The sequence below is a fragment of the Campylobacter peloridis LMG 23910 genome (assembly GCF_000816785.1).
Taxonomy (GTDB): domain Bacteria; phylum Campylobacterota; class Campylobacteria; order Campylobacterales; family Campylobacteraceae; genus Campylobacter_D; species Campylobacter_D peloridis.
On record NZ_CP007766.1, the window covers coordinates 243,095 to 261,615 of the forward strand.

At 27.2% G+C, this 18,521-nt stretch carries 11 protein-coding genes; 7 read left to right on the plus strand and 4 right to left on the minus strand.

Annotation, left to right across the window (positions count from 1 at the left end; genetic code table 11):
- Window positions 1-154 precede the first annotated feature (154 nt).
- The 7 genes from CPEL_RS01315 (at window position 155) to CPEL_RS01345 (ending at window position 15,738) form a co-directional block, all read left to right on the plus strand.
- Window positions 155-730 carry a hemerythrin family non-heme iron protein gene (locus CPEL_RS01315; protein WP_044598286.1) on the plus strand — a complete coding sequence of 192 codons (576 nt, stop codon included), beginning with the start codon at window positions 155-157 and terminating at the stop codon, window positions 728-730.
- Between the two features lie 12 nt (window positions 731-742).
- Window positions 743-1,318 carry a bacteriohemerythrin gene (locus tag CPEL_RS01320; RefSeq protein ID WP_044598287.1) on the plus strand — a complete coding sequence of 192 codons (576 nt, stop codon included), beginning with the start codon at window positions 743-745 and terminating at the stop codon, window positions 1,316-1,318.
- Window positions 1,319-1,538: 220 nt separating this feature from the next.
- Window positions 1,539-4,091, plus strand: a complete 2,553-nt coding sequence (locus tag CPEL_RS01325; protein WP_049984553.1) for a hypothetical protein — start codon at window positions 1,539-1,541, stop codon at window positions 4,089-4,091.
- 22 nt (window positions 4,092-4,113) lie between these two features.
- A complete protein-coding gene (locus tag CPEL_RS08675) occupies window positions 4,114-7,287 on the plus strand; it encodes a two-partner secretion domain-containing protein (RefSeq protein WP_049984554.1) in 3,174 nt (1,057 codons plus the stop codon).
- Between the two features lie 10 nt (window positions 7,288-7,297).
- Window positions 7,298-10,225: a two-partner secretion domain-containing protein gene (locus CPEL_RS01335; RefSeq protein ID WP_044598288.1), complete on the plus strand. Its 2,928-nt coding sequence runs from the start codon at window positions 7,298-7,300 to the stop codon at window positions 10,223-10,225.
- Between the two features lie 10 nt (window positions 10,226-10,235).
- Window positions 10,236-13,673: a two-partner secretion domain-containing protein gene (locus CPEL_RS01340; RefSeq protein ID WP_044598289.1), complete on the plus strand. Its 3,438-nt coding sequence runs from the start codon at window positions 10,236-10,238 to the stop codon at window positions 13,671-13,673.
- 328 nt (window positions 13,674-14,001) lie between these two features.
- Window positions 14,002-15,738 carry a ShlB/FhaC/HecB family hemolysin secretion/activation protein gene (locus CPEL_RS01345; RefSeq protein WP_044598290.1) on the plus strand — a complete coding sequence of 579 codons (1,737 nt, stop codon included), beginning with the start codon at window positions 14,002-14,004 and terminating at the stop codon, window positions 15,736-15,738.
- Here CPEL_RS01345 and tilS read toward each other — a convergent pair.
- From tilS to rimO, 4 genes are read right to left on the minus strand one after another with little or no spacing between them, the layout of a single operon-like run.
- The gene (tilS, locus tag CPEL_RS01350) at window positions 15,715-16,689 is read right to left on the minus strand and encodes a tRNA lysidine(34) synthetase TilS (RefSeq protein ID WP_044598291.1); all 975 of its coding nucleotides are present in this window, start codon (window positions 16,687-16,689) and stop codon (window positions 15,715-15,717) included. The genes CPEL_RS01345 and tilS overlap by 24 nt on opposite strands.
- Entirely contained in the window at window positions 16,679-17,065 is a 387-nt protein-coding gene (locus CPEL_RS01355; protein ID WP_044598292.1) for a type II toxin-antitoxin system death-on-curing family toxin, read from the minus strand. The genes tilS and CPEL_RS01355 overlap by 11 nt, the downstream gene beginning before the upstream one ends.
- The gene (locus CPEL_RS09625) at window positions 17,062-17,196 is read right to left on the minus strand and encodes a hypothetical protein (protein ID WP_256378931.1); all 135 of its coding nucleotides are present in this window, start codon (window positions 17,194-17,196) and stop codon (window positions 17,062-17,064) included. Before CPEL_RS09625 ends, CPEL_RS01355 begins: the two co-directional genes overlap by 4 nt.
- Window positions 17,193-18,509, minus strand: coding sequence for a 30S ribosomal protein S12 methylthiotransferase RimO (gene rimO, locus CPEL_RS01360; protein ID WP_044598293.1), 1,317 nt, complete (start codon window positions 18,507-18,509; stop codon window positions 17,193-17,195). Before rimO ends, CPEL_RS09625 begins: the two co-directional genes overlap by 4 nt.
- Window positions 18,510-18,521 lie beyond the last annotated feature (12 nt).

The following is an 18,521-nucleotide window of genomic DNA, read 5'->3' on the forward strand; positions in this document are numbered from 1 at the left end:
TTTTAATTAAGATATTTTTTGTTTTATTTTTAATAATTTTTAAATATATTATTTATTTTATTGAAATTATTCATTTTTTATTATATAATTTCATCTTGTATTGAAAATGATTATTTATTGCTTGTTGTAAAAATTTAAATAAAAAAGGATTTTTATGATAAAGTGGATGGATGATTATAGTGTTCATAATAAAACTATAGACGATCAGCATAAAGCACTTTTTGATATAGCAAAAAAAGCTTATTTGATCGCAGAACGCCACGCAAGTATTTCAGATATTAAATTAGTATTAAATGAGCTTTTTGAGTATGTTAAAACTCATTTTAAAGATGAAGAAGAACATATGGAGAAAATAGGTTATCCTGATTTAGCACACCATAAAAAAATTCATCAAGAAATTACTTTGTCTTTGATTGCTTTGGTAAAAAATATCAAAACGATAAATGATTTTAAAGAAAAATTAAATATCATCACAGAAAAATGGCTTTTAGAGCATATTCTAAAAGAGGATATGAAATACTATAAATACCAAAAGCAAAAATTTAAAGAACAACAAGAGGCTACTTTTGAAGAAGATACAAGTTTTGAAGAGGTTGTTCCAGAATTTGTGATTTATATATGTGGTTGCAAAGGTGAAAAACATAAAATTCCTCATCATATACATACAAAAATTTGCAAAGGAAGTAAGTATAGTTGCAAAGTTTGTAAAAGCGTTATAAGAACTGCTTAAGAGTTATCGTATATGGAAGCTTTTCCAGTTTGGAATGATAAATATAGCATAAAAAATGACAATATAGACTTGCAACACAAAACACTCTTTAATTTAGCAGACAAAACAGCAAAACTGCTTAATAGGCATATTTATAAAGCAGAAATTAAAGAATTATTGAGTGAATTTTTTGAGTATATGAAAACACATTTTAAAGATGAGGAAGATTTTATGTGTTCTATTGAATATCCGTATTTATTAGAGCATAAATCTATGCATAAAAAAATCATTAAGGATATGAGTATTTTAATCAATGATTGCTCAAGCACTAATGATTTAAAAGAAAAACTTTATGAAATAGTATCAGTTTGGCTTTTAGAACATATAGTAGAGCATGATATGATGATTTATAAATGGCAACAAAGAGTAAAAAATGAAGAGGTAAAAGAAGAAGTTAAAGAAGAAGAAAAATTTTTATATATTTGCAGTTGTTCAGAAACCATACATAAGTTAGATTACGGGACTCATGTAAAAATTAAATATTTACATATAGCTTTTAAATGTAAAAAATGTTTAAAAGAACTTATCTTTTACAATCCAGAAGATTAAAAAAAATTTTTCGATTTTTTAATCTTCTTAAATGCTTATTTTTCCATATCCCCCCCCCATGATTTACATTTTAATATAATTTTAGTCTTAATTAACTTTAAGCTAATTTTTAACAATCTCATAATAACATTCTAAAATCATTTACAATACATTAGTAATAACAATTACTAAAATTTAACAACTAAGCAAAATTTAACACTATGTTAGCAAAGGATATTTCATGCAAAAACTTATGTCTAAAAAAAGTCTTATGGGTAGTAACAAAAGTTTTTTAAAGCTTTCTTTATTAGCTATATTTTCTCTTAGTTCTTTATATGGTGCAAGTCAAGCAGAATATGATGAAAAAAGTAAAAAATACATCATCAAACAACACCAATTTAATAACAATCAAGTATATGATTATGAAGCAAATACTTTTAAATTTTTAAATGGTAAAAATTATTATGGTCAAATGGCTACTAATAAAAATATATCTAATGTAACTTTAGTTTATGACAATCCAAAAGATCAAGCACATGCAAAAATGGGTGATATGTTTTTTAAACAAGATATCCTTACTCCAAGTATTAAAGAAGATATTTTTGTAGTAAATGGTTTTCATGGGGCATATTCTATAGATGATACAATTGAGCAAATTAGTTATATCCCTTTTTTGGTTTCTGCGTATGTGTTTAATGCAAAAGCAAATAATAACACTCTTGTATTAAAAGCAGGGGAGCTATCATCTGTGTATTATTTAAAACCAACTGATAAAGAAGTAATGAATCCTAAAGCTACAGGTTATAATAACCAATATAATTTTTTAATCACTCCAGCCATAGCTAGAAAAGGTGAAGCAAATAATAATACTTTAGACTTTTTAAAAGATGCATATGTAAATATGGGAGTTGAAAATACCTATACCCTACCTTTAAATGGAGCTCCTTATATAGTAGGTGCTTTTGGTATAGATGCAAATGTTAATAACAATAGCGTTATATTAAACAAAGGTGTAAAAATAGACTTTCATACTACTCCTTATAGACAAGGTGTTTTAGGAAAAAGTGTATTTGATGAAAGAATGACTCATGTTATGGGTGCTATTACTTATAATGGTAATGCTAAAAATAATAAAGTTGTATTTGATGGAGCTTCGTTGCTAGTGCATGGGCCAAGTGGAGCTTATTCTACTTCAGCAGCTACTCATCTTGGTGGAGCCTTTGTAGATGTCAATGATAACCAAAATTATGAAGTTAGCGATAATAAATTATTAATTAATGAATTAAAATTAGATTTAAGAGTAGATACTAAAAATACTCCATTAGCTTATAATGCTATTTTAAATGGAGAAATCTATGGTGGTAAAATAATACAAGGAAATGCTTATAAAAATACCATAGATATTAAAGATTTACAGACCTTACTAGCGTTAAATACCAATGTCGAAGTAAGAGCTTTGCTAGATTTTTATGCAGGCTTTGCTAGAAATGGTATAGCTAATGATAATAAAATTTATTTAAACCTAAAAACTCCTTTTACGATCAATTCCAATTTCACGGGTAAAAATGAATTCAACTTATATGGAGCTTATGCTAGTAAGGGGGCTAGCAATAATGGAGTTTATGTTAAGGGAGACTTAACTCAAGAAAGTATTGTGGAAAATTATCAAGATAAAATTCAAATTACTGCTGCACAAACTTTAAGTTCTAAAGCAAATAACAACACTATAAGTATAAGCAATACTAATGTATCTATGCCATTGTATTTATATGGGGTAGCTAAAGCTAGTATAGATGGTAAGGATTATTATGCAAGTAGTGCTAATGCAAATACTATAAAATTAGATAGCGTAAAATCAGGTAAGAATTTAACAACTATCATAGAAGCAGATGAGGTAAGCAAAAGCAATATCTCTTATAATCTAGTGCAATCTTTATCAAATGCTTCTAATATAGATAAAGGTTCTAAAATCATCATTAGAGCAAATAAAACAGCTAATGAAAATACTTTAAATATAAAAGATTATTCTTCAGCAGCTTATGATAATATATATGTAATCAACGCTAAAGAAGAAAGTGCTAATAATACCATGATTTTTAACAATCTTGCTTTAGGAACTGCCTCTGATGTAAGAGAAGGTAGGGTGGTAATTAGTGCAGGAATTGCTAAAAATGTTTATAACAATTTTACTCATATAGCAAATTTAAATATAGATGAGTATAAAAACAACGACGCATTGTTTATTAGTGCTTCTGGTGTAAATCAAGAGGAAGGAAAAAGTTATAATAATACTTTATATCTAAGCGGTGCGACTAATATTTTTAAAAATACAAGCATAGATGTATTAGCAGGAAATATACTACAAATTAAAAACGAGAATGCATTTAGCTATAAAAGTTTAGAACACAAAAGCAAAACTAACAACCATTTGGTATTAAATACAAATATTAATGCTAAATTAGTAAATAATTTTGATCATTTTAGCTTTATACTAAAAGATAATACAAAAACTTATTTAAGTGCTAAAGAAGCTATAAATCTTTCTAAAAATAGCTCTATCAATGTATATGCAAACAACCTTAAAAACAAAAGCTTTGTTTTAATGCACTCAGAAAAAGGTTTTGTTGATGAAAATGGTAAAAATTTAGGCAAAAAAGATATGCAAAATTTATTAAATGTTGTAGCTGAAAATAATCAAAAATTACATAAAAACATCAATGCGAAGTTACAAAAAGCTAACTACACTTTAAGTCTTAGTGAGGATGAAAAAAGCATAGTAGTAAATTTAAATTAATTTATCAAGGAAAATTATAAAAATGCAAAATAAAACAATCCAACATATTTTACTTTCAGGAGTAGTGGCTTCACTACTCTTTTCACCTGCATTTGCCCTACCAAGTGGTGGTAAATTTACTCATGGCACAAGTGGTAAGATTAATATAAATGGCAATACCATGGACATAACTGGAACCACTCCAAATAAAAATCATATTATACAATGGGGGGGGGGATTTAGCATAAATCAAGGTGAAAAAGTAAATTTCACCACTAGCAAACACAACTACTTAAACATAGCTCATGGAACAAATAAATCTACCATAGCAGGTATATTAAACGCAAAAGATAATAATGTATTTTTAATCAATCCTAATGGAGTAATCATCACTAAAACAGGTAATATCAATGCTAATCGCTTTGTAGCTTCTACTTCATCTTTACAAGCAAATCATTTTGATGAATTTAAAACACAAGGTGCAAATTTCTCACCTGTATTTAAAGCAAATAAACTTGGCAATGTAGTAAATATGGGTAATATCAATGCAAATGATGTATTGCTTATAGGCAATAAAGTAGATATACAAGGTGGTAAATTAGGCAATACTAGCTCTAAAACACACTTAGTAGGCAATTATGTATATATAGACGCAGATAGTGCTAAGCTAAATTCTAATAACATCAATGTAACAGCTACAAAAGATGGTTATATACAAAGAAAAATGATAAATTTTGCAAATGATGGTTATAAATTTGGTAGCAATGCAAAAGTAAATGCAGTGGATTATCAAAACCATAAAGGAAATTCTAATTTCAAAAAAGCTCTAACCATAGGCAATATGGGTAATGAAAAAGCTAATGCTATAGAATGGTGGCATTTTGCTAAAGGATGGAATGAAGGTTTAGGGCATATTAGAAGTGTAGATGAATTTAAATTAGTAGGCAATATCGATTTTAGTGGCAATAAAGGCAAAGGCGAAGAAGGTAAAGACTGGAAAAATTATGCAAATTATTGTATAGATGGGTTGGGTTGCACTAATATGATAGTAGGCACTACTATGTATGAAAACGCTTTTAATAAAATTTTTGATGGACAAGGATATACTTTAAAAAATATCAATATTGATGCTACTGCTATAGGAGAAAAAGTATTTAATATAGGCATTTTTGGTTATGCTAATAATGCAACTTTTAAAAATATTAATATAGATTATATGGGTGGTAGTATTAAATTTAAAAATAATAATTATCAAGCTTCGCGTTATGTTGGTGGCTTTATTGGTCGTGCACTTGGTGTAAATTATGTGAATAATATCACATTAAAAAATATATCAGAAATTAATGTTGATGGTAAAGGTGCTAACTATACTGGAGGTTTTGCTGGATCATTTGGAGGATATGGATCTAATATTTATATTGAAAATATAGGTAGTATTAAAAGCGTATTATCGGATAATTCTTCTAATATTCACTTTATTGGAGGTTTTGCTGGCGAGATTTATGGGATATTTTCAGATATAGCTTTAAAAAACATAGCAAGCATTAGTCAATACAATCATTTTATTAATGATATTTATGCACTAACAAGTATTGGAGGTTTTGCAGCTAATGCTAGTGGATCGTATAATAATATATATGTTAATGTTGGAGATATCTATATAAATCGTTATCCAGATAGAGGTTATATAGGTGGATTTGTAGGAGAATATGATGGGACTTATTCATATGCTAATAATGGTTTTCAAAATATAAAATTAAAGATAGGAAGCATTAAAACTGATAATAAAGGCTGGATAGGTGGACAAGGTGGTTTTATAGGAACTATCAGTGCTAGAGATAATTATGATGGTTCGCCAGTATATTTTAAAAATATATCAGTAGAAATTGATAAAGGAATTTATTCTTTATATGATTTTGGTGCTTTTATAGGCGAGATAAACCCAGATTTTGCTAACACTACAGATAAAAAAATACTAGTTGATTTTTCAAATATAAATATATATTTTAATAAAAATTCAAAATCTAATTTAGATGGTAAATTTTTTGGTAGATTAAATGGTAAAGGAACATATACTTTCAACAACATCCACATCTATCATCACAAAGATGATTTAGCCAATGCAACAGCTGATAAAGACTATTGGAATGATTTTAATAAAAATGGTTATGTTTTTGATAAAATAAACATCCACACTTACACAGATGAAACTCAAGCAAATGCATATAAAGACTTTTTATCTAAAGCAAATTCCATAGAAAAACCAAACATCATTCCACCAACTATCACCCCTGATAATCCAAATAAACCAAGTGATAGCGATGTTATCTTAACAAGTGATGATTTACATCAAGATATCATACAAGGTATTATCGATAGTATAAGAAATGAAAAATATACTATTGATATTAAAAACTTATATAGTTTAATACAAGCTTTTAAAGGATTAAACAAAGATTCTAATGAAAATGAAATTAAAACTATAGTAAAAACACATTTGGGTATAAAAGATGATGATAAAGCTTTAAGTATAGCTCAAAGTATTAGCTTTTTATTGCATTATAATGAAATTAATTTTAACAACAAACTAGACAAAACAGCATTAGAGCTTTACAATAATCAAATCAAACCTAATGTTTTTAATACTTTAGAAATCATTACTTATTTAGATACCAATAAAAACAATATCATAGCACAGCTACAACAATATGAAAGCATAAAAAATGATTTTAAAATTAAAGAACAAGCTTATTTTAAAGCCCAAGCTGAATTTAATAAACTTTTAGATTTAGTCAATAAAGGTAAGCTAAATTATAATGATCCTAAATTTACTCAAGCATTTGATAATTGGACTAAAGCATATAATGCTTATAATAGCTTATCTAATGATATAGGTGAGTTAAATTCTAAAGTAAATCAATACACTCAATATATCAATACAACATTAGGATATAAACAATTTGCTTTTGTTAAATTTGACAATATCATTAAAACAGATTTAACCAAACCTATTCTTCCTGATATAGATAATTCTTTAGGTGGTGATAAACAACCTGTATTTGAACAAACTGCTTCACTTAATTTAATAGGCGATAATGCCATAGAAGAAGAGGAAGAAAAAAAAGAAATAGACGAAGCAGCACTAACTCAAAGAGCTAGAACTTGTATAGTAAGTGATAATTTTAAAACTATGAATCCTTGTGTAATAGGGTATTAAGGAGAAAACAATGAAAACACAAAATAAAACAATCCAACACATTTTACTTTCAGGAGTAGTTGCTTCATTGCTTTTTTCACCTGCATTTGCCTTACCAAGTGGTGGTAAATTTACTCATGGCACAAGTGGAACTATAACTAAACCAAATAACACTACTATGAATATACATGGTAATAAAGTTAATTCTGTTATCCAATGGGGTGGTGGTTTTAATATAAATAAAGGTGAAAGTGTAAATTTTGGTGGTAATAGTAAAAACTACTTAAACATAGCTCATGGAACAAATAAATCTACCATAGCAGGTGTATTAAATGCAAGTGGTAAGAATGTATTTTTAATCAATCCTAATGGAGTAATCATAGAAAAAGGTGGAATTATCAATGCTAATCGCTTTGTAGCTTCTACTTCATCGATGGATAGCAAGGCTATGCAAGAATTTGCAAACGGACAATACGCAAATGGAAAGACTATAGACTATGCAACTTTCTCACCTGTATTTAAACCAAATGGTGGTAATGTAGTTAATATGGGTGGTATTCTTGATGTTAAAAACATTACATTTCAAGGCAATAAAGTAATCTTAAATGCAAATACAAACTATACTGAAAAAGATAAATTTATATCAGCTAATAATATTACATTAGAAGGTAAAGAAGTATATATAGATGTTGGCAATATAAATGGAGATAAAATTCAAAATATAAAAATTTCTGCAGATAAAGGTTCTATGTACTTAAATGCTAGTGGATATTATTATAATCCTAATTCTTTTTTAGTTTTTGATAAATATAGAAATTCAAATAGCAATTTTAAAGTATATAAATATGTGGGTATAGGTTCTGTGCAAGATTGGTGGCATTTTGCTAAAGGTTGGAATGATAACAAAGAAGGTTTTAGAAGTGTCGCAAATGAGTATAGACTGACTAATAATATTAATTTTGATGGAAAAAATAAAAACTATGCAAATTATTGTATAGATGGGCTAGGTTGTACTAATATGATAGTGGCTGCTAAATATGATAATGTTTTTAATAAAACTTTTGATGGACAAGGGTTTGTTTTAAGCAATATTAATATAGATACGACTGATATAACAGGTGCTGATTTTTCTGGTATATTTGGAAGAGTTAATAACGCAACTTTTAAAAATATCAAAATAGATTATAACCAAGGCAGTATAATAAACAATAGCGATAGATTTAGTTACAATGCTGGTGGTTTTATAGGTTATAGTGAACAAAGTAATTTTAGTAATATAAGTCTTGAAAATATTAATAATATATCTTCTAAGGGCTCATCGTGGGTTTTTGTAGGCGGTTTTGTAGGCGGCTCTACATCTAGTAAATTTGAAAATATAAAAATTAATAATATAAATAAAATAGAAGTAATAGGCGATGAATATTCTGCATTTGCTAGAGCTGGAGGTTTTATAGGACATATTAGTACAGATAAGCGTAATGATACATTATTTAACAAAATAGAGCTTAGTAATATAGATAATATTATCACAAATAGTAGTGGTGATGTATCTTCTGGAGGATTTGTTGGTAGCATTAGAACTAGAGAGCTTTTTGGTATGGAAAAAATACGATTTTTTGATATTACTTTATCAAACATTGAAAATATTAAATCCAATGCAATTGGTGATGAATCTGTAGCTAGTTCTGGAGGTTTTTTTGGAGCTTTATCAGACGATAATGGAAAGGTAAGTTTTGAATTTAATAACATAGCTATAAAAAATATAACTTCTATCGTTGCAACAGGCAATAAATCTTATGCTAGTGGCTTTGGCAATAAAGAAGATAGCGATAAAAGTAATAATTCTAATTTCACAAATATTTTTATTTATTTTAATCCTAATGCTGTAATTAGTGCAAATGATAAGAATAATGTAGATATATTTACAAATCTTTTAAAAGCAAATACAAACAATATACAAATATATCATAAAAACGGAAGTTTTAATGGGATTAATAATCAACATGATCTTTCTTTACTAAAAAAATACAATACTAATGAGCTAGAACAAGAATTTGCAAATGCCATAAAAGGCATTAAGCTTCCTAGCATAAACACACCTTCTAATGTTGGAAAACCTAGCTTACCAGATGTTGAAGCTATAAAGAATGAAAATATAGAATTTCAAAATCAATGGTTAAACAAAGAAGTTGTTCAAGCTATATTAGATGATATTTTAAATGGAAAATATAGAGTAAGTATAAATAAATTTGGTGAAATTCAATTCCATGTAAGTAGTGTAAATGGAGTGGTGATTACATTAGATTCTATTAAACAAAGTTTGGATTTTCTAGATAAACTTAAAGAGGAAAATTCAACTTGGGAAGCTAATGAATTAAAAAGTATTTATACAAAATACAATAAAGCTTTGAAAATAAAAGATGAATTTGTGAATGCACAAAAGCACCTTTTTGACAACGATAAAAATTCTTTTTACAAAACATATGCAGAATACGAAAAAGAATTAATGCTTTATAATTCTTATGTTAAAAAAATAGAAAGTGGCCAAATGAGTATTAATGATTCTGTTTTTTTAGCTAGCCTTGATAAAATCAATACTTTGGCAAAAATATTACAAGAAAAAAGAGATAAAGTAAATGCTATAGCGGATAATCTAAACAAAGAAAATATTGCATATAAAAATTATGGTTATAGTAATTTTAAATTTTTGGGTGATTTTGCAACTGATTTTGTGCATAATCCTCAAAGTCCAGATGTTGATACACCAAACAAACCAGAACTTCCTAAATATGATCAAGATTTTGAACAAACTGCGTCTTTAAATTTAATAGGCGATAATGCCATAGAAGAAGAGGAAGAAGAAAAAGAAATAGACGAAGCAGCTATTACTCAAAGAACTAAAACCTGTATAGTAAGTGATAATTTTAAAACTATGAATCCTTGCGTGGTAGGGTATTAAGGAGAAAACAATGAAAACACAAAATAAAACAATCCATCACATTTTACTTTCAGGAGTAGTTGCTTCATTACTTTTTTCACCTTTAGCAGCAATTAGTCCTAATGCCTTGCCAAGTGGTGGTAAATTTACTCATGGCACAAGTGGAACTATAAATGTCAGCGGTAATAATATGCATATAAATGGTAATAAAGTTAATTCTGTTATCCAATGGGGTGGTGGTTTTAATATAGGCAAAGACGCACAGGTTCATTTTGGAAAAGGACAAAGTGGACAAAACTACCTAAACATTGCTCATGGAACAAATAAATCTACCATAGATGGGTTATTAAATGCAAGCGGTAATAATGTATTTTTAATCAATCCTAATGGAGTAATCATCACTAAAAATGGAACTATCAATGCTAATCGCTTTGTAGCTTCTACTTCATCTATGAGTAATGAGGATATGAATAAATTTGCAAAGCTAACTAAAGAACAAGGTGCTTCTTTTTCTCCTGTATTTAAAGCAAATAAACTTGGCAATGTAGTAAATTTGGGTAATATCAATGCTAATAAAGTATTGCTTATAGGCAATAAAGTAGATATACAAAATGGTAATATCCATGGTATGCATAATGAAGGTGCTAGTGGTAATGCTTTAAAAACTTCAAGTGGCAAAACAGCTAATGAAATTCATTTAGTAGGCAATGAAGTAAATATACAAGCTGATAAAGTAAAATCAAATAAAATTATAATGAGTGCTTATGAAAAAGCTTTTTTTCAACAAGGCACTAAGGGTTTTTATTTATCGAATAATTTTGAAGCAAAAGATTATGAAGGTGGAAAAGAAAATTTAAATGGTAAAACTTATATCAAAGACAGAAATGATAATAGATTTACCAAACATGCGACTATAGCTGATGTAGAAGATTGGTGGTATTTTGCAAAAGACTTAAGCAGCTCTTTGAATATGCAAGGATTTTTTAACTTATTTAAGCTCACTAGTGATATAGATTTTGGTGGTAATCAAAATAAAAACTATGCAGATTATTGCTTGAGTTCTGGAAAGTGTGTTAATATGATGATTAATGCTAATGGTATAAATCTTGATGGGCAAGGTTATACACTTAAAAACATCAATATAAACTCAAATCAAAGCAATACAGGTGTTTTTGGAAGCTTAGAAAATTCAACTATAAAAAATTTAAAAATAGATTATAAAAATGGCGATATTCACTCAACAGGAAATAACACCGGAGCTTTTGCTGGTAGTTTAAAAAATAGTCATATCGAAAATATAATTTTACAAAATGTAGGAAATATCACAGGTTCTAGTAAAAATGTAGGTGGATTTGTGGGTTATTCTAGTGGCAATACCTTTAACAAAATACAATTAAAATCCATTGATTTGATTGAATCAAAAGTAGATATAAATGGTGATTTTGATAAGCACATAAATTTATCTATAGGTGGTTTTATTGGCAGTAGTAATAATGATGATATTTCACATATTTTAGTAAGCAATATACAAAAAATAAAAGGTGAATTAAGAATGAACAAAGGAAATTCTTCTATTCATGTGGGTGGATTTGTTGGTAATACAACAAATACTAAATTTGATTATATTTCTTTAAGTAATATTAATTCTATAGAAAATATATATGCTAACTCCACCTCTAGTTCAAACAATTTCTCATATACAGGTGGTTTTGCTGGAAGAATTTATGGTGGTGATTTTGCAAATATTAAAATTGATAATATTACTACCATTAAAAGCGATGCAACTGCAGATTCTTTATATTTAGGTGGTTTTGCTGGCCGTATAAATGAAAATGATAATTCTAAAAAAGCAATTTTGCAAAATATTTCTATAAGCAATATAAATAATATTAGTGCAAAAACTAATAAGGTTCATAATGTAGGCGGTTTTGCTGGACATACATATAAAGATGTAAGTATAAATAATGTTTCTATTAATAATATAAATTCTATTTTTGCAGAAAATGGATTAAATGCAAATATAGGTGGATTTATAGGGCATATTGGTAATGGTAAATATGAAAATATCAGCATTAATCATTTGGGTGAGATAAAATCATCAAAAGCCAAATTTGCTATTTTAGGTGGTTTTGCTGGGGTTATTTCTGAAGGATATTTTAAAAATATTGTTTTAAATGATATAAGAAAATTTACTATTTTAGGTGGTTTTAATTCTAGTTTGGGTGGTTTTGCTGGGGAGTTGGGTTCATATAATAATCCTACCGCTACACTTGAAAATATTTTTATGTATTATGATCCTCAAGCAATCATTAATTCTAATCAAGGAACATTTAAAATTGGTAAATTTTATGGACAAAAACGCACAAAAAAAGCTACTTATTATTTTAAAAATAATCATATTTATTATAAAAATGGAACTTTAACTAATGCAACAGCTGATCAAAGTGGGAATGGTAAAGATTTTACTTTGCATGCTTATGATACTAACGGATATGAAACTTTTAAAAACAGCTTGAAATTACAAGGCTTAAAAGAAATTGATTGTGGTGGCGGTAAAAAATGTTTAGTTCTTACTAATGATTTTAATGTAAATGAGCCTATAGTATCTAAACCAAGCAAGCCATCAACACCACAAATTCCAAGTGTAATTGAAGTAAATTTAGAAAAAGATGATTTATACATAGATGTTATTGAAGATATACTAAATGATATTTTAGATGGAGATTATACCGCTTATATAGATGATCTTGGAAACATAATCTTTAAAGATTCTAGTGTAAATGGTAAGGTTATTACACTACAATCCATTTCTGAAAGTTTAGATTTTTTAGAACAACTTTATAAACAAAATGGTATGCAAGATAAATTAAGTGATAATTATAAAAAATACACTAAAGCTTTAGCTTTGAAAAATTATCTTGTAAATACAATACAACCTATGATAAATGATGCTAAAGGTGATATTTCTAAATTTAAAGACTTGTTAGCAAAATATAATGAAAAATTAAAAATATACAATGAATATGTAGAAAAAATCAACAACAAAGAAATGAGTATATCTAATCCTGAATTTACAAACACCTTAAAAGAGTTAGAAGCTTACATTTCCACTTTAAATGCTTATAAAAATAAAGTTGATTTTGTTAATTCTAATATAGAAAATAATTTCAATATCAAAGAAAATTATTTTTATACTAATTTTAAAATAAAGGGCAAATTAGAAACTTTAGAATTTTCCTCTAATATACAAACACCAAATATTCCAGATGAACCAAACAAACCAGAACTTCCTAAATATGATCAAGATTTTGAACAAACTGCTTCACTTAATTTAATAGGTGATAATACCATAGAAGAAGAGGAAGAAGAAAAAGAAATAGACGAAGCAGCTACTACTCAAAGAGCTAGAATTTGTATAGTAAGTGATAATTTTAAAACCATGAATCCTTGTGCGGTAGAAATGTATTAGAGGGATTAAATTAACACTAGAATTTACTTCTAGTGTTAATAACGAGTTTTGTTAAAGAAACATCGTTATTAAACCATATTAAAGTTAATATATAATAAACAAAAGAAATATAAATAAAATTAATTTATATAATCAATGTTAAAATAAATTTATAATATAAAATATATAAATAATTTAAAAAAATAAAAATTATATTTATATTTAAGAAAAAATTAAATATAATAAACATTTTAAATAAATAAATTAAAAACTATTTAAGTAAATATTAAGACTAATACTTACTTAAATAGTTTTAAAAAAGCTATTAAATCCAATAAGGAAAAACCAAATGAAAAAAATCTTACTAAGCACTATAGCTATTAGTTCTTTATTATCAGCTAGCAGTATAACTATAGCTAAAAACGAATATGAAAAAATCATAGAATTATCCCCTGATAGAAATATACCTCAAAACAAAGCCTTAAAAGAGGACTTAAAAACAAAAAAAGATTATGAAAAAATCCAAGATGCTAAAAAAGAATTAGAGCAAGAAAAAGAAAAATTAAAAGAAAAATTCCAAGAAGAAGATAAAACTACACAAAAAGAAGAAGGTATTGTTACAAATTATAAATTTGTTTTAACTAATGAAGGAACAAGTTTTAAAAAATTAGGTATTAATGAAAAAGATTTACATGATTTAGTAAGTGAATTTAAAAAAAGAAAATTTAGCTTACAAGATTTGCAAGATATATCAAATATCATTGCTTATTATTTTCAAGTAAATGGTTATCCTGCTGCTACTGCTTATGTGCCTCAGCAAGAATTTGATGGTGAAAACATACAAATTAATATTTCTTTGGGAACCTTAGGTGGATATGTTATAAAAAATAATACCGCTATAAAAGACTCTTTTATAAAAAGTAAGCTAAATGAGAGAATTAAAGGTAGGATTATTTCAACAAAGCTTATAGAAGATAGCGTATATAAAGTAAATGAAATGTATGGAGTGCAAACTCTAGCAGGCTTACAAGCTGGAGCACAAGTAGGACAAACTGATGTTATCATAGAAGTAGAACCTGATACTAAAGCTAATGTTTTAATGTATGCAGACAATTATGGCATAGAAAGCTCAGGAGAATATAGAGCAGGTATTAGTATGGGATTTAATTCTATATTTAATATGGGAGATTATTATAATTTTTATTTACAAAGTTCTAATGAAAGACAGATTAATTATGGAGCAAGTTATACTTTCTTTTTGGGGAATTTAAAAATTACTCCTAGTATATCACAAGGAAGTTATTCTTTAGGTGGAGATTATGAAGGTTTAGGTTTTAGCGGAACATCAAGAAATTTTGGAGCAGATTTTTCATACCCTATATGGATTAATACCATTTCATCTTTTTATGTAACTTCTAGTTTTTATCATAAGATATTAAGTGATGTTACATTAGATCTTTTAACATTTGATAAAAGCTCTAATGTAGGAAGCTTTGGTTTAGAAGGTTTATATAGAGGCATAGAAAATAATGCCTTAAGCTATAGTGCTAAAATAACCATTGGTAAGGTAAATGATGATGGTGTTAGTGCATTTGGAAATACAAACAAAAGTGGAGCTAAAGGCTTTGGCTGGTTTAGAAAACTAAATACTAGTTTAAATAATTATTATAGCTTTAATGAGTATATCACTCATACTCTTAGTGTAAATTATCAAAAAGTATTAGGAAATTTTGAACTTGATTCTTCTGAAAGTTCTTCTTTAGGTGGAGCTTATGGAGTAAGAGCTTATGATAATGGAGAAGGTGATGGAGATAATACCATAGTAGCTAATTTTGGTGTAAGAATAAACATACCAAATACAAATTTTTATTTCACTCCTTTTTATGATGTAGGTTATGCTTGGTATGAAAAATCTGGAGATAGATTAGAAGATGATTATTTTTTAGATGCTGTTGGTTTGCAAATTCTTTATAATAAACCTAATGAGTATTATATAAAATTAGATGGAGCAAGAGCTTTACATAAATACAAATACGATGATGATCATAGAATGAAATTATATTTAAGTGGTGGGTTGTATTTTTAAAAACTCATAAAGTTCTTTTATATCGATATTTTTCATAAAGCAAAAAGCTCTTAAATGTTTTGGGAGCTTTGCTTTTCTGTATAATTCTTTAAAATCTTTTGGGATTTTTTCAACTCTTACATAAGGAAAAATCAAAGCTTTATCTTCTATATAGACTATGGCTATTTTATGAGAAATAACCCCATCTTTACTCATAGCTTCTTTTCTTTGCTTAGCACTCAAAAGCACTCCAAGGTATTTAAAGCATTTTGCAATTAAACTTTCATCTTTATAAGTGATGTATATACCATTGAATTCTTTGATGTATTCTTCTTTTAAATCTTTTTCTAAATACTCAAAGCTTTTTTTCACCCCTTTTTCAAATTCATTTAAAAAGGTATTGGCATAATTAATTCTTATTTTATTTCTAAAGTATTTTTTATCTTTATTGCTCTCATCATCAAAATATTTTATATTTTCTTGTTTTAAAAAAGCCAAAATTTCATTTTTGGAAGTATTTAACAAAGGTCTGATTATAGTATAGTTTTTTCTTTGCTCTATATCTTTAAAACCTAAAAGCTCAACCATGCCAGCACCTTTGCTAAATTGCATTAAAAACCATTCAAATTTGTCGTTTAAATTGTGAGCTAAAATTAAATTTTGATATTTATATTTTTTACAAATTGCATCAAAAAATTCATATCTTAAAGCCCTAGCATTTGCTTCAAAATTTTTTTCTATTTTATTGGCTGTTTTTGTATAGATTTTTTTATTGTATTTTTGTGCTAATTCTTTAGCACTTTGCTCTTCTAAATCGCTATTTAAACGCGTTTTATAGTTTATCAAAGCAAGATCAAATTCTATATCTTGCTTTAAAAGCATAAAAAATAAAGCACTAGAATCACTCCCATGAGAAAAAGCTAAAAGATTTTTGTTTTGTTTTAAGATATTAATATATTTTTTATTTATCATTTTTAATTTCTAAAAATTTTTCTATTAATTGTTTTAGTTCTTCTTTGCTAATTTTATCTTCGGCAACATCAACTACTATATCTTCAAATTTTATAGCAAAATCTTTTATAGTCTTGTTATTGATTAATAAAAAGTGCATACCAATAAAAATAGAACTTCTTTTATTACCATCATTAAATGGATGGAATTTAATACAAGCAAACATTAAATGAGTTAATTTATCACTAAAACTAGGATAAAAATCATCAATCTTTATTTGATTTAGTGCTGATTCTAAATATCCTATAGAATTTTTATTAAACCCGATAAGTCCCCCTGTTTCTTTTATTATAAGATCGTGTATTAGAATGACTTCATCAAAATTTAAATATTTCATTTATTTTTTAATCTTTTAAAAACAGCTAAAACTTCAGGTTTTTTTATTTCTTTTTTGGCAATTTTGATAGCTTTTTGCACAGCTTTTCTTTCTTGAATATATTTTAAATCTTCTATGGTTTTTTCTTTCATATTATTTCCTTTCTCAAAGCCTTAGCGATGAGTTTTTTATCTAAATTTTGATTTATTTCACACTCATAAAGTTCACCCATTATTAAATCCCCGCATTCGCTTTCATTGATTAAAATCTCACCATCGATATTTTTATCCCAACGCATATCCTTAGCCCCTATAAAAAATTCTCCTTCACTACTTTGTCCTTCACAAAAGGCTAAAACTTTTTTACCCACTTCTTTTTCAAAACTTTTTTCTATGCACTCATCTACGATTTTTTCTATGATTTTTAACCTTGCATGTATGATTTTACTAGGAATTTGCTCCATATTAAAAGCAGCAGTATCTTCTTCTTTAGAATAAGCAAAAATACTTATTCTATCAAATTCAAATTCTTTTAAAAACGCACAAAGTTCGTTAAAATCATCATCGCTTTCTCCAGGATGACCCACTATAAAACCGGTGCGTAAAAATGAATTTGGAGCTTTTTTCATCAAATTTAAAAGTTCTAGTATTTTTGCTTTGTTTGCTCCGCGTTTCATGATTTTAAGCATATTATCGCTTATGTGTTGTAAAGGCATATCAAAATAATTCACAAAAACCTTAGAAGCAATGATTGTTTCTATAAGTTCTTTACTAATGCTTGTTGGATAAAGGTATAAAATTCTAGCTGCTTTTACCCCTTGAATGCTTTCTATTGCTTTTATGAGTTTTATAAGTCCATCTTTTTGTCCTTGATCAAACAAATACGAGCTTGTATCTTGAGCAATAAATGAAAAATCTTTATAGCCTTTATTTACAAGTTCTTTTACTTCATCAACTATGCTTGTTAAATTCCTTGATTTTAATTTACCCTTAAAAGTAGGTATAGCACAAAATGAGCATTTTTGATTGCACCCTTCGGCTATTTTTATAAAAGCATGATAATTTGATCCTGTAATAATGCGTTTTGTATTTTTATCTTGCAAATAAGTAGAATTAGAGAAAAGGCTAGTTTTTTTAAGTATCATTTCATCTATTTTTTCATAATCCCCAACCCCGCTAAATAAATCAACTTCAGGTAATTCTTTCATAAGTTCTTCGCGGTAGCGTTGCATCAAACAACCCGTTACAACCAATAAAGAATCCTTTTTTCTTTGTTCATGCAAAGATAAAATAGCATTTATACTTTCTTGCTTAGCACTTTCTATAAAGCCACAAGTATTTACTATCAAAACATCAGCAATGCTAGGTTCATCACAAATTTCATACGCACTCAAACGCCCAAGCATGATTTCACTATCAACTAAATTTTTATTACAACCTAAAGACATTAAAAAAAGTTTTGGCATTTTTCTCACTTT

What these genes read in the sequence shown, in the direction of transcription:
- CPEL_RS01315 (WP_044598286.1), top strand. Translation starts at nt 155, where the DNA reads ATGATAAAGTGGATGGATGATTATAGTGTTCATAATAAAACTATAGAC.
- CPEL_RS01320 (WP_044598287.1), top strand. Translation starts at nt 743, where the DNA reads ATGGAAGCTTTTCCAGTTTGGAATGATAAATATAGCATAAAAAATGAC.
- CPEL_RS01325 (WP_049984553.1), top strand. Translation starts at nt 1,539, where the DNA reads ATGCAAAAACTTATGTCTAAAAAAAGTCTTATGGGTAGTAACAAAAGT.
- CPEL_RS08675 (WP_049984554.1), top strand. Translation starts at nt 4,114, where the DNA reads ATGCAAAATAAAACAATCCAACATATTTTACTTTCAGGAGTAGTGGCT.
- CPEL_RS01335 (WP_044598288.1), top strand. Translation starts at nt 7,298, where the DNA reads ATGAAAACACAAAATAAAACAATCCAACACATTTTACTTTCAGGAGTA.
- CPEL_RS01340 (WP_044598289.1), top strand. Translation starts at nt 10,236, where the DNA reads ATGAAAACACAAAATAAAACAATCCATCACATTTTACTTTCAGGAGTA.
- CPEL_RS01345 (WP_044598290.1), top strand. Translation starts at nt 14,002, where the DNA reads ATGAAAAAAATCTTACTAAGCACTATAGCTATTAGTTCTTTATTATCA.
- tilS (WP_044598291.1), bottom strand. Translation starts at nt 16,689, where the DNA reads ATGATAAATAAAAAATATATTAATATCTTAAAACAAAACAAAAATCTT.
- CPEL_RS01355 (WP_044598292.1), bottom strand. Translation starts at nt 17,065, where the DNA reads ATGAAATATTTAAATTTTGATGAAGTCATTCTAATACACGATCTTATA.
- CPEL_RS09625 (WP_256378931.1), bottom strand. Translation starts at nt 17,196, where the DNA reads ATGAAAGAAAAAACCATAGAAGATTTAAAATATATTCAAGAAAGAAAA.
- rimO (WP_044598293.1), bottom strand. Translation starts at nt 18,509, where the DNA reads ATGCCAAAACTTTTTTTAATGTCTTTAGGTTGTAATAAAAATTTAGTT.